This is a genomic window from Ktedonospora formicarum (assembly GCF_016587355.1).
GTDB lineage: Bacteria > Chloroflexota > Ktedonobacteria > Ktedonobacterales > Ktedonobacteraceae > Ktedonobacter > Ktedonobacter formicarum.
On the sequence record NZ_BNJF01000001.1, the window covers coordinates 1,762,522 to 1,776,147 of the forward strand.

The following is a 13,626-nucleotide window of genomic DNA, read 5'->3' on the forward strand; positions in this document are numbered from 1 at the left end:
CACTGGTGCTCCACTCCTACTCTAGGGAAATAATTTCACCTTGCACATGCATGGTTTCATCATCAATAATTAGCATCCCTACGCTGCATGTCGGCTGGCGCCTTCGCTCATTAGTGCTACCTGGATTGAAGAGCAAGACCCCTTCATACTCCTCATTATATGGCACATGGCTATGACCAAAGACCACTACACGCGCATCGGGGAATTCACGTCGCGCTGTCCGGGCATAGTACTTACTCTCTCCCAGAATATGGACAATGCCAATACGCACACCACCAACCTTAATCTCTCGTTTGATCGGCAATTTAGTCACCACATCATCACGCTCCACGTTCCCCTGTACTGCAACAACTGGCGCAATGGTCTCCAGTTCCGCGACTACCGCCAGAGTTGAGAGATCACCAGCGTGAATAATTAGCTCGACATCATCAAAAATCTGCCAGAGGCTCTCCGGCAGGCGCTTATGCGGCGGCATATGCGTATCTGAAATGACTCCAATGCGATGTATCATGCACCTGGCTCCTGACTATACAACTGAGTTGTCATAGCAATTCTGTGCCTATTATAGCTCACTACCTCCACTCACTCTCTGAGAATATCGTCTTTTCTCTTTTTTGCTTATGCAGCACATTGTTGAGCACCTGTTGATACTCCTATTTATTCAGGATAAACTAGCTTATTTCTACATAATTATGTTAATATGATTAAGGTAAAAAAGGTATCCATAGGCCCATAAGGCGCTTACGCATTTTTCCTTATCTCTATTGAGCGCTGGCATTATCTATATCAAGCGTTGAACGTGGGGCTATTACCAGCACGGCGGTGAAGAAAGTATTCTTTCATCCCGACCTACTCACAGGAGAGAAAAAAGATGAACAACTTTTATTCATCCGACAAAACTTCGCAATCAGAAGGGTCGTTGTCTCCACAAGAGGCTATAATTGTACCCACAAAAAAATCATCCGGCTCAAAATTTATGAACTGGTGGCATTCGGTTGCCAGTCCGCCAGCACCACCGGAAGACGCGACCGTACCACGGCGTGAGGAATATCGCCGAGCACGCTCAGTAAGTGTGGTGGCTCTCGTTTTCCTCCCGATGTTAGTAGGTGGAACTATAACATCCCTTACTATGCCAAATCCCTATTTATTTCAGGTGCTTTTGGGTGTAGTGGCCTTGTATATAATTGCACCCTTGTTTAATCGAGCTGGTCATGTATTTATTGCAGGGTTGCTCGTTACCATTCCCCTTCAATTTGTGATGATATATTACATCTTGACTACAACACCGCTCAATGAAACAGCATTACAAGTTTATGATATGTTTGCGCTGGTAATACTTCTTGCGCTTGCTGTTCTGCCTGTTCGCGCAATCTGGGTGATCGCAATTCTTGACTGCATATTTGTCGTCCTGGATCTTACCTATCAGCCACGCACTCCTGAATTTACAAATCTGCTTGGTCACGAAGGCTTTATGGGGATCCTTGTACGACCTCTTATCCTCATTATGTTCCTTACCGGTGTTTCCGCATTCTTGCTCGCAAACGTTTCCAAAGCGGTCCGCCAGAGCTATCAAGCGGAGTTTATCGCGAACATTGAGCGGGCAACCGCCCAGCAGAACGAGATTGAAGCAGAGGCCAAACGTGAACTGGAGGAGAGCATCCAGCAAATCGTACAGGCCCATACCAGCACGATGAATGGTCGGACGGGGGAACGCATTCCCTATCCTACGGCAAAAGTGCTCTGGCCTCTGGTAGGCATCCTCAATACCCTCTGGACACGCTTACAGCGCGCTCAGTACAGAGAGCATGAATTGGCACAGCTACAGGAAGCCCTTATGGCTTACAATGAAACAGTGCAACGCACCATCCGTTATCCCGAACAGCCACTTACTCCCCATCAAACAAAAACCGCCCTGGCTCCGCTTACACTTTCAATTGCTAGTTTACATAGGGAATTGTTGCAACGCCTAGGTTCTCAGCCAAGAAATCTTAGGTAAAGTCCCTTCCCCCGCCTGAAGGCTTAGGCTTCGACTGCGCCCGGTTGTCTACAAAGAGACAACCGGGCGCAGTCGTTCACCAGCACTCCACAGTTTCTTCCACTTTGCATATGCGCACATGATATAGCTTCGATGCAATATATCGTACATCTGGTTCCTGGCTAGACAGCTGAGTTGCCATAGCGATTCTGGGCTTATTATAGCTCACCATCTCCACCCGCTCTCTGAGATATAATGTCTATGCATCAAGTTTAAGGCTGTATGGTGTCCATACCAAATTAGGAACAACACTTTCGCGCCATGAAGCATCCGACAAGGAGAGGCGTAAGCAGCTACGGGCTTATTCGAAAACCAACCCTCATACGAGGGCACGGCGCCGCTGGACACGGCCCGCTCAGGTTTCCGGATAAGGAGTACCTAGCAAAATGGATGAAGCGATATGCGCATAGCTATTATCTCAGATATACATGGTAACGAGATAGCCCTGGAAGAAGTTCTTAAGGACCTTCAAAAGCAACCAGGCATCGATCAAATTGTCATCGCGGGCGACCTCTGCTTAAATGGACCGCGCCCCAAAGAGGTGCTAGAACTCATACAAAGTTTGCATTGCCCCGTTATCCAGGGAAATGTTGATCAAGAAGTAGTCGATGATAACGGGGCCAGTGGTCCAAAGAAACGCAGTATCATTGAGTGGACGCGTGAGCAAATCGGAACAGCAGGCATTGACTATCTTGCCCGGCTTCCCTTCTCACATCGCGTTACTAATCCTGAAGGCAGTGATGTTCTCGTCGTCCACGCCAACCCTCAAGATATGGAGCAAGCCCTCTTTCCCACAGCGGAGGACCAAGAGCTAGAACAGCTTTTGGGCAACATTGACGATAGCATTGGCGCACTTGCCTTTGGACATATTCATATCCCCTACATCCGTCAGTGGCGACATCTGCTGCTCTTCGACGTTGGCAGCTGTGGACTACCACGTGACGAGGATACACGCGCGTCCTACGGTATCCTCACCTGGAACCAGGCCGCCTGGGAAGGAGAAATTCGCCGCATAGAATACCCACTCAATAAGGTTCTGAAACAGTTCAAGAAAAGTAGTCTTCCCTACTCTGATAAACGCGCGAAGATCCTGAGTAACGCTCGTTATTGAAACTGTTCAATGAGGTCTTCAAACCATTTCCTAAAAACTGTAGCCCCATCGCCAAAGTGTATGACGATGGGGCTACAGTTTTTAAGACCTATAATAGAGTGTTTTTAGTATAGATTTTTAGTTAGTATACTCACACCACTTTATACCCACTGCCTGCTTTTAGAGCATTAACGAACAGGCTTCTTCCCGTCCGCAACCACACTTCAGATCATTAAGCAACGGCAAAATGATCTGCTCAGAGAGCGCGACATCTCCTCCTCCGACATTGGCCTCTTCACCTAGATAGGTTGCAGCATCGCCAATATCCACCAATTCTAAATCCTCAATAATAGCACGCAATTCTCCTGTAGTAGCCATAAATTCTGTTCCTCTTGATAGATCGATACAACATGACCGAGTCAAACATGCCTACTCATAGATATACCCTGGCATTCTTCTCCGCGAAAGGTTTGCGGTCCTTCTGCATAATAGCCTCATGCGTTGGAGAATGTAACGAATCAGGCATAAGATAGAGAGTAGTTGTGTAAGTCTCTTACTTAGAAAAACGATTGGCAGTCCCTGTTAGCATTCCATATTCTTCCAACTAGTCCAAATAGGCCACTCAGGCTTGATCAAAGTCTTCTTCCCTGGTGTTATCTTCGATGTACAGCGGTTTAAAGCAGAACGTGATATACTTGACAGGGAATTTTATTTCTCCTTCCTTTGCTCCTTAACCAAAATCCTGAACGCGGGAGCGCTAGCCGCGACCAGCGACGTTGGGTTTCACATAAGGCTTTAAAAGGAGAAAGATGCAGAGCAACGTCACAAACAGAAGGAGCCAGGTGTGGCTTGAAAGCAGTTATTTACCACTCCTATAACCATATTCAAGTCGAACAGGTACCAGTACCAGCCATCAACGAACATGAGCTACTCGTACGTGTGCATGGCTGTGGTCTCTGTGGATCAGATATCCTGAAAATAACGCGCAAGGCACCGCCACCCGTTGTTCTTGGGCATGAGCTAACAGGCAGTATCGTGGCCCTGGGTAAAGCGGTACGCGGTTTCCAGGAGGGACAGCGCGTGGTTGTCGCGCATCATGTTCCTTGTGGAAACTGTCACTATTGTCTTCGAGGCAATGTCTCGATGTGCGCGGCCTTTAAGGCGTCGAACATCGACCCCTGCGGGCTCGCCGAATATATACGCGTGCCAGCGCCGCATGTACAACACACGACGCTCCTACTTCCTGAGACACTGAGCGCCGAGGAAGGCTCATTCACCGAGCCACTTGCCTGCTGCGTGCGCGCTGTACGTCGCACACCTCTGCATGATGGAGATTGCATCGTCGTGGTTGGTCTCGGCTCTATCGGTCTGCTCATGCTCCAGGCAGTCAAGGCGCTTGCTCGCCGCTCCGGACTGAGTCTTCAAGTCTATGGCATCGATATTCTTCCCGAGCGCCTGGATAGAGCTTTAGCGCTAGGCGCGGACAAGGTCGCGCATGCTCCTACAGCAATTGAGGGGCTACATGATCTGCTGCGAGAGTACACAGAGGGGCGGGGGGCAGATGCCGCCATTCTCACAGTGCCAGGAGCCCTACCATTTCAACAAGCGCTTACCGGTCTACGGGCGGGTGGAACACTCAATGTCTTCGCCGCTCACACCGGCGACATCCCATTCAATCCAGAAACACTCTATCAGCGCGAGCTTAGTCTCATCAGTACTTACTCATCCTCGCCCGAGGACCTACGGATCGCGCTTGATCTTCTCAACACGCGCGAGGTACGTGTCGCTGATCTTATCAGCCATCACCTCCCTCTTGAGCGTTTTCAAGAGGGAGTACAACATATGCGACAACGATCCGCATTAAAAATATACTTTCAAATAACAGGAGAAACCAATGGCAAATAAACACTATGATGTAGCCGTAATTGGCTCAGGACCTGGGGGCTATGTCGCCGCCATCCGCGCAGCACAACTAGGGGCAAAAGTCGCGATTGTCGAGAAACAGTATCTTGGTGGCACCTGCCTGAATGTAGGATGCATCCCTTCCAAAGCGATGCTCCACGTCGCTGAAGTGCTTCATAGTATGGATACCGTAGGTGATCTGGGGATCGAACTGGCTCAGCCTCCTACCTTCAATATGTCAAAAGCAGTCGCCTTTAAAGATAAAGTCGTAAAGCGCATGACCAGCGGTGTCGGTAGTCTGATGAAGGCGAATAATATCGAGGTCTACGATGGACTGGGCACCGTCGATGCCTCACGCACAGTCTCAGTCCAGAAAGAGGATGGCTCACATGAGGAATTCGAGGCGGACAAGGTCATCCTTGCTACTGGCTCCGTTCCACTTATTCCTCCCATGCCCGGTGTCGATGGACGAAACGTTATTAATAGCGACACCTGCTGGAACCTGCCCAGCGTCCCCGAGAGCATCATCTGCGTTGGTGGAGGCGTCATTGGTATCGAACTAGCTTGCATGTTCAGTGCGATTGGAAGCAAGGTCACTGTTCTAGAGATGCTCCCCAATATCCTGGCTCCCGTCGATGAAGAGGTTCGCCGCCTGCTCGTGCGCATCCTGACCAAGCGTGGCATCAATATTGTCACCAATGCCCGTGTCGAGAGTATTGAAGACGATGGCGAGCAAAAGAAGGTCAAGACAACCAGCGACAAGGGCGAGCAGACCTTTAATGGCGAGTATGTTCTGATGGCAGTCAGCCGCCGCGCCAATACCATGGGACTTGAGCACCTCATTGAGCAGGGGCTTGATATGGATCGCGGTCGCGTACGCGTCAATGAGAAGATGGAGACCAATCTTCCTGGTATCTACGCCATTGGCGACCTGACAAAGGGCGCGGGTCTGGCACATGTGGCCTCAACTGAGGGCGAAACAGCCGCTGATAACGCGATGGGCCATGAATCGCACATGAACTATGACGTCGTTCCCAATCCCATCTACACCTTCCCAGAAATCGCCTTTGTGGGCTTGAACGAAGCTCAGGCCAAGGAGAAGGACCCCGAAGCACGCGTTGAACGCTTCCCCTGGGCCGCCATTGGCAAGGCAGTCGCCATTGGCGAGACGGATGGCTTTACTAAAGTCATTCGCGGCAAATATGGTGAAATCCTGGGAGCACACATTATTGGACCAGACGCGACCAATCTGATCAGCGAATTCTCTATCGCAATGCACGGTGAGCTGACAGTGGATGAAATCATCGACACTATCCATCCTCACCCAACCCTTAGCGAAGGTATCCGCGAGGCAATCCTGACTGTTGAGGGCCGTCCCATTCATATTGGTCCCAAGCAGCCAGCACGCGCGCGCTAATCTATCCTTTTCAATATCCACCTTCGGCGAAGAGCTTCTCTGGAAGTTCTTCGCCGTTTCCTCGCTTCTTCTATCCATTCCTCCTATATTGAAAATCTGACAGTAACAAGTCCCCTATTACAGCGTCTAAATAGTAGATCTAATTTATATTTAAGATTTTCTATGTACAGATTATTTATGCTGCTCTTAGCCACTATGAGATAGTTGTTTTGTATATTATCAGTGATAGGCGAGGATCATGGACAAAACGCTTGCCCCCAAAAGTCAGAAACGCCTTTTCCTGGCCTGGAGCCTGACTTTCATCGCGACTGTACTCCTACTGAGCACCTCTGGCATATGGGTTTACACTGTGCTCTTCCCACCACTACAAACACACTCAATCATTCATGGTCCAGAGATTACGCGACCCCACATACCGAACGCCAGCGATGCGGCAGGCAAATACTTCCAAAGTTTCTTACAACGCGATTACCAGACCATGTGGAGCATGCTTCAGCCCCAGACACAAAGCATCTGGTCGAGGCAAAACGTCTATGCTAGTTACTGGCAGAGTCGCTTCCAGGGCTATACTATTGCGGGCTATACCCTTGGGGAAGAGATTCCTCTAAGCTCCTGGACCAATCCCGAAAATATGCATCAATACAAGCAGGTGACTGAAATTCCCGTAACGCTCCAGATTTTCCCTACGGATGCAACTCGTCATGCAGCAAAAGGCCTGGAGATCATAAATCCCACCATCCTAAATCCAGGCAAATTGTATCGCAACATTCCCATGTACCTTTCCAAAGACGCCCATGCGCACTGGCAAATCCTCAATGGTGGCCCGATTGATCTCGAAGCTCCTATTATTCCTCCGCTGCACCCCACCCCCCACCAGGTAAAAGTTCCCATTCTCATGTATCACCATATCTCGGATACACCAACGAATGATGCGCTCAGCAAGAGTCTTACCGTCACTACAAAGATGTTTAGCCAACAGCTCGCATATCTCAAAGCGCACCATGCCCATTCCATTACCTTTAATCAGCTCTTCGACGCACTCTATTACAATGGTCCTCTGCCAACGAATTCCGTAATTATCACCTTTGATGATGGCTATAATGATGCTTATAACAATGCCTATCCAATCTTGCGAAAATATGGCTTCGGCGGGATGTTCTACATCATTGCAGGTAAGGTCGGTTGGAAAGGGCAGGCTATATGGGAACAGATCCAAGCCATGCAACTTGGAGGCATGCAGATTGGCTCACATACCGTAAACCATGTCGATATCGGCGATACCTATCTCAACTCTCCAGCCAACGCCCGTAAAGAACTTGAGGACTCGCGCACAATCCTGCAACATCACCTCAAGATTCCCATTCAACAGTTCTGCTACCCTTCTGGCGAGCCTTTCCGCCATGGCAGCCTGGCTCTACGCCAGGAGATTATAGCGCTGCTGACTCAGGTTGGTTATGTAGGTTCCACAACCGATCCCGGCGAAACTGGCATCACGCAGGATAGCCTGCATCCACAGGAACTTCTACGTATCCGTGTCGACGGTCGCGATGCTCTCGACACCTTTGCCGATAGTATTCCCTGGTAGCAGGGAAGCAAGCGACTTTTACAAGATCCTGAAATTCAGCCCTGAAAAGGGGTTTACAAGATGAGGCGAGTATGATATTATCTTATCCGTCAAGGGGATGTAGCTCAGCTGGAAGAGCGCGACAATCGCACTGTCGAGGTCAGGGGTTCGAGCCCCCTCATCTCCACCAAGCACTTTTCGGCAAATTGTTCGAAGGTCCTAAAACCTTCTACAAAAGCCTTGCAAATCGCTAACAAGTGTGGTATAGTAAACACGACAAAAACGATAGCAATGAGCAGGAGTAGTAGGTCACTATCGAACAGAGAGTAGCCGGTTGGTGCGAGGCTATACATATCTGACTGAACTCACCTGTGAGCTACAGATGTGAAGTAATCAATAACGTATCTGCGTTGTTTGAGTTGCTAGCATTTGTCGGGGCGCCCGTTATAGCGTATAATGAGAGTTAGTCGCAGACAGATAGCGAAATAGTTTAATACCTTGCATGGGCCTGTAGCGCAGCTGGTAGAGCGTCTCCATGGCATGGAGAAGGTCAGGGGTTCGAGTCCCCTCAGGTCCACCATTTCCATTCTGTCTCGACTACAAAGCAGGGTGGTACCACGGAAAACCTTTCGTCCCTTGGATGAAAGGTTTTTTTAGTGCTCTCTTCTCATTTCTTGCTGCCAACCGAATAGAAATAAGGAAGGCACTATAAAGCACTTAAACGTAACAAATTCTCCCATCAGCAGGGACTTCGAAGTCTCTGCTGATAATAGACACATGCACGCATATTCTGTCTCGCTCACTTATTCTGGAGGCATCTGTTGATGATTACGCGGACCAAATACGATCCCAAAGCTATTGAGAACAAATGGCAGGCACAATGGGAAAGCGATTACATTTATCGCGCCGACGATCAATCGCCAAAACCCAATTTCTACCATCTGGTAATGTTCCCCTATCCCTCTGGGGACCTGCATATGGGGCACTGGTATAACTACTCTGCCTTTGATGCCTTTGGGCGCATGAAACGCATGCAAGGCTATAACGTCATGCAGCCTATCGGCTTCGATGCTTTTGGTCTGCCCGCCGAGAATGCCGCCATCAAGCGTGGTATTCAAGCACGCACATGGACACTGGCAAATATCGAGAATATGCGCAAGCAACTCAGGGCGATGGGCGCGGGCTGGGATTGGTCTCGCGAGGTCGTTACCTGCCTACCAGATTACTATAAGTGGACTCAGTGGCTCTTCCTGCAATTCTTCAAACAGGGCCTGGCTTATCGCACCAAGGCACCCGCCAACTGGTGCCCCGGCTGCAACACGACCCTGGCTAATGAGCAGGTTCTGGCCGATGGCACCTGTGAGCGTTGCGGAAGCATCGTCGAGCGCCGCGAAATCGATCAATGGCTACTGAAGATCTCCGCCTACGCTGAGGAACTGCTCAAATTTGAAGATGTTGAGTGGCCTGAGAAGACCATCACTATGCAGCGTAACTGGATTGGGCGTAGTGAGGGCGCGGAAATTCGCTTTAACGCGGTTATCGATGGCAAACGCGAAGAAATTCCGGTCTTCACGACCCGACCCGACACCATCTACGGCGTGACCTTCTTTGTGCTGGCTCCCGAGCATCCCTGGGTGAACAAGATTACGACACCTGAGCATAAAGCCGCTGTGGACGCCTACGTCGAGCAGGCAGGTCGTTTGACTGAGATTGAGCGCATGAACGCAGGCAAGAGCGGAGTCTTTACCGGCGGGTACGTCACTAATCCTGTGAGCGGCGAGGAAATTCCTGTTTGGATCGCCGACTACGTGCTGATGGGGTATGGCGCGGGCGCGGTTATGGGTGTACCCGCCCACGATCAGCGCGACTTCGAGTTCGCGCGCAAATTCGATCTACCCATCCGCCAGGTGGTTATCGCTGAGGATGAAGAACCCACCGATCCCGCGACCTGGGACCAGGCCAAAGAGGCTCTGGGTGTCATGATTAACTCAGGCACCTTTAATGGAACGACCGGTGACGAGGCAAAAAATAAGATTATCCAGCATATCGAGGCCCAAGACCTCGGCAAAGCCACGATTAGCTACCGCCTGCGCGACTGGCTGATTAGTCGTCAGCGCTACTGGGGCTGTCCCATCCCTATCGTCTACTGCGAAAAAGATGGTATGCAGCCGGTACCCGAGGACCAGTTGCCAGTCAAGCTGCCGGAGAATGTCCAGTTCAAGTCAACTGGCGAGTCACCACTGCGCTATGAAGAGTCATTCCTCAACACTACCTGCCCCGTTTGTGGTGGACCAGCCACACGCGAGGCCGATACGCTGGATACCTTCATCTGTTCATCCTGGTACTACCTACGCTATCCTGATCCACATAATGACCAGGAAGCCTGGAGCCAGGAGAAGATGCGCACCTGGCTGCCAGTTGACCAATATGTTGGCGGCATTGAGCATGCCATTCTGCACCTGCTGTACTCTCGCTTCTTTACCAAGGCTCTACGCGACATGGGGCACCTGAACTTTGGCGAGCCCTTCAAGCGCCTGTTCCATCAGGGCATGGTCCTGGGTCCAGATGGACAAAAGATGTCGAAGTCACGCGGGAATGTGGAGCCGCCAGACAAATATGTTGATGCCTACGGTGCTGATACAGTACGCTGCTACATGATGTTTATTGGCCCCTTCGAGGCTGGTGGCTCCTTTAAGGCCGAGAATCTGGAGGGCGTGTGGCGCTTCCTGAATCGCTTCTGGAGCCTGGTAACCGATACATGGTCCGAACACTCCAGCACAAAAGAGACCAATGAAAGCAAGGCCATTGAGCGCCTGCGGCACAAGACAATTAAACGTGTCACGGAAGATCTGAGCAACTTCCGCTTTAACACGGCACTGGCTGCTCTGATGGAGTGCAACAATGCGCTCATCAAGCAGCAGAATGAGCCAGTGGCACAGACGGCGGCCTTCCAGCGCACACTCGAAAGCATGATGCAACTGCTGGCCCCCCTGGCTCCTCACATTACCGAGGAACTCTGGCACCTGACAGGGCATAAGGAAACGATCCATCTGCAAGCATGGCCCGCCTTTGATGAGGACATGACGCACGATGAGAGCTTTACCCTGGTTGTACAGGTGAATGGCAAGGTCCGCGAACGCATTGAGGCACCCGCAAGCATCAGCGAAGAAGATGTGCGTAAACTGGTCCTCACCAATGAGAAGGTTCTCTCCTTCATTGGTGATGCCACGGTACAGAAGGTCATCTATATTCCAGGTCGCCTGGCGAATGTCGTCATTCGTAACACACGCTAAACAGGCGAACGCTTACTTCCATAAACATTTCGGAGGCTCTTTTCATACTCTTTCTCAGGGCATGAAAAGAGCCTCCGAAATGTTTATGGAAGAGAATCTTTATTTTTGGCTACCACTAGTCCACAAACACCCAATATGTAACCCTCATACGTCTATTTTAGTAGGGCCCAAAGAGACACACATGCGAGTTACCTCCTTCTGATGAGGATTGCCCCTCAATTCAGAGGAGAGAAGTGCCGATACTTATAAACAAACCGGCTTCTAGACAGGGTAAATGTGCCATAAGTGTCGAATTGCATCAATTGGGGTCCTGTCATGGAACTTTTTCGGATCTTCAAACGTATATACCGCAGTAAGCCTTTTAAGGTCGCCTAAAATGCGTCTTCAGGGCGTCTTTAAAGGGGTTGGTGTGGTAGCGGTGGACCATTGCACAGTGAATTACTTCACTCTTTCTTAGTCACATGGAACACAGTAGCTACGCCGATTTCCTGCTATGCTTCGTACATACGGAATAATGTAGCGAGGGGGGGCAGCATTTGAGAGATGTGATGGCGCGGTCGAGTTGCAAAAAAAATTGGTATTTGAAAAACTGTAGAGAGGCGCGTCTACTCTGTAGAGGGTAAAACCATTGGGAACAGCCCACTACCCGTAGTCGTTTTCTCAAAGGTATGAAACAGTAGAGAGCAGTGGCGGCTTGCCGATAATCGGCGTAGGTGGAAGGATATACAACATGAATACACAGCCCTTAGAGATAGTTACCAGCATTGATAACACTCTTGACGAGACTGATGTTCTCAGCCAGTGCGGTTTCACTCAAGATGAGATTATTTCTCTGCTCTGGCTTCGTCAGTGGTATCAAAATGGCGGTAGCGACCGCATAGAAGTAGTACGCCACCTGGAGTATTTACAATACCTCCATGCGCATGGCAAAGTCTCTTCTTAACACTTATTTACACTTGTAGCCACTTCATTTTGTAGGTTACCGTAGATAGAAAAGCCATCCTCTCTACATCTATAGATGTAGAGAGGATGGCTTTTCTATCCCTCTATTTAATCCTCTTAAGCATTGAGAACCTTGAGCGGAATATGTCATAAACCACTAGAGGAAACAGACATGTATGTACCTACACATTGCCTGATCCAGCAGGCAGAGGCGGTCATCAACTTGGTCTGAAGCGGGACGCTTGCACGCTTGGTGAATACGTTGTAACCATTGGCACAAATACAGTCGAGAATACGTTGATAGAGAAGCCCACTCAAACGGACCGAGAACTGGCAATCTGTGCTTAGCAACTCAATTCCCCTCCGCCCCTTTGTAAAGTACTCATCCGTTCGCCGCATCTGGAAATGAATAAGATCACGAAATGGATCGTTAATGACACCCCGCCGCAAATCCTCTTCACTATACCCAAAGTGCTCTAGTTCGTCGAGAGGCAGATAGATGCGATTCCGCCTCAAATCTTCACCAACATCACGCATGATATTCGTCAGTTGTAACGCGATTCCCAGGTCAGCGGCATAGGTCAGGGCGGACGCATCTGTATAGCCAAAGATTGCGCTGGTCAATAGGCCCACAGTGCCCGCGACACGATAACAATAGAGACGCAATTCATCAAAGTTTTGATAACGCTGCTTCTCCAAATCCATTGTGACCCCATCCAACAATTCTAATGCAGGCTGCAAAGGAATGGGATAGCACTCTAACATGTCGCTCCAGGCTCGCATAATAGTGTTATCATCCGCACACCTCCCTTGATAGACCCCATAAAGAGACTCACGCCAGAAATCCAGTTCTTTTCGCGGATTTCCCCTCCCATAAAGATACCCGATTCGTGTTCCGCTTGTCATTTCTCCCTGGACCGCTTCATCAACAATATCGTCGACCGTACGACAGAATGCGTATACAGTCTAGATTGCCTTTCGCTTCTGGGGAGGGAGGAAGCTTGATCCCCAGTAAAAGGTCTTCGACGCTCGTTGCGTGATCTTCCTGCAATACTCGTAAGCATCTATTACACCATGCTGGCGCATTAAGCATCTCCTATTCTACTCATATTGGTGCGACACCTTTATGTTCATGTCCTTCGTAGCCTCCCTTTCTCAATACATTCTGATAACATAGCGCGGCATTAAGCATGCTCATTGGGTAGAGCCTGGGGTTGCCATCTCAGACATCCTATTTATCACATGATTAATTTCTCCTCTACGTGTGTATAGATGGCTGCTGGCTCAAAAAGCGGGTAATATTCAGGTGCCAATTGCCAAAATTACACTGATCAAACCTGAAAGGGATTGTAAACGTACATAAGGATAAGATGCTTTTGTTCA

Annotated in this window: 9 protein-coding genes, 2 tRNA genes and 1 pseudogene; 9 read left to right on the plus strand and 3 right to left on the minus strand. The window is 49.6% G+C overall.

Annotated features, from left to right (window positions below):
- Positions 1-16: 16 nt before the first annotated feature.
- A complete protein-coding gene (locus K3T82_RS07565; RefSeq protein WP_220192874.1) occupies positions 17-511 on the minus strand; it encodes a metallophosphoesterase family protein in 495 nt (164 codons plus the stop codon).
- A 360-nt stretch (positions 512-871) separates the two neighbouring features.
- Here K3T82_RS07565 and K3T82_RS07570 point away from each other — a divergent pair, with 360 nt between their 5' ends.
- Together K3T82_RS07570 and K3T82_RS07575 are read left to right on the plus strand one after the other, a co-directional pair.
- Positions 872-1,996 carry a hypothetical protein gene (locus K3T82_RS07570; RefSeq protein ID WP_220192875.1) on the plus strand — a complete coding sequence of 375 codons (1,125 nt, stop codon included), beginning with the start codon at positions 872-874 and terminating at the stop codon, positions 1,994-1,996.
- A 439-nt stretch (positions 1,997-2,435) separates the two neighbouring features.
- A complete protein-coding gene (locus K3T82_RS07575; protein ID WP_220192876.1) occupies positions 2,436-3,146 on the plus strand; it encodes a metallophosphoesterase family protein in 711 nt (236 codons plus the stop codon).
- A 159-nt stretch (positions 3,147-3,305) separates the two neighbouring features.
- Here the strand turns inward: K3T82_RS07575 and K3T82_RS07580 are convergent, their stop codons facing one another.
- Positions 3,306-3,503, minus strand: a complete 198-nt coding sequence (locus tag K3T82_RS07580; RefSeq protein WP_220192877.1) for a hypothetical protein — start codon at positions 3,501-3,503, stop codon at positions 3,306-3,308.
- Between the two features lie 471 nt (positions 3,504-3,974).
- On the opposite strand from K3T82_RS07580, the gene K3T82_RS07585 reads away from it, so the two are divergent.
- The 7 genes from K3T82_RS07585 to K3T82_RS07615 all read left to right on the plus strand — a co-directional run bounded on the left by K3T82_RS07585 (position 3,975) and on the right by K3T82_RS07615 (position 12,244).
- On the plus strand, positions 3,975-5,030 hold the full coding sequence (locus K3T82_RS07585) for an alcohol dehydrogenase catalytic domain-containing protein (RefSeq protein ID WP_220192878.1): 1,056 nt from the start codon (positions 3,975-3,977) through the stop codon (positions 5,028-5,030).
- On the plus strand, positions 5,020-6,444 hold the full coding sequence (gene lpdA, locus K3T82_RS07590) for a dihydrolipoyl dehydrogenase (RefSeq protein WP_220192879.1): 1,425 nt from the start codon (positions 5,020-5,022) through the stop codon (positions 6,442-6,444). The genes K3T82_RS07585 and lpdA overlap by 11 nt, the downstream gene beginning before the upstream one ends.
- A gap of 238 nt (positions 6,445-6,682) precedes the next feature.
- A complete protein-coding gene (locus K3T82_RS07595; protein WP_220192880.1) occupies positions 6,683-8,029 on the plus strand; it encodes a polysaccharide deacetylase family protein in 1,347 nt (448 codons plus the stop codon).
- Positions 8,030-8,122: 93 nt separating this feature from the next.
- A tRNA-Ala gene (locus K3T82_RS07600) sits at positions 8,123-8,198 on the plus strand.
- Positions 8,199-8,512: 314 nt separating this feature from the next.
- A tRNA-Ala gene (locus tag K3T82_RS07605) sits at positions 8,513-8,588 on the plus strand.
- 244 nt (positions 8,589-8,832) lie between these two features.
- On the plus strand, positions 8,833-11,301 hold the full coding sequence (gene leuS / locus K3T82_RS07610; protein ID WP_220192881.1) for a leucine--tRNA ligase: 2,469 nt from the start codon (positions 8,833-8,835) through the stop codon (positions 11,299-11,301).
- Between the two features lie 730 nt (positions 11,302-12,031).
- Positions 12,032-12,244, plus strand: coding sequence for a hypothetical protein (locus tag K3T82_RS07615; RefSeq protein WP_220192882.1), 213 nt, complete (start codon positions 12,032-12,034; stop codon positions 12,242-12,244).
- A gap of 146 nt (positions 12,245-12,390) precedes the next feature.
- On the opposite strand, the pseudogene K3T82_RS07620 reads toward K3T82_RS07615, so the two are convergent.
- Positions 12,391-13,194: pseudogene (locus tag K3T82_RS07620) on the minus strand (phytoene/squalene synthase family protein); the annotation flags it as partial.
- Positions 13,195-13,626 lie beyond the last annotated feature (432 nt).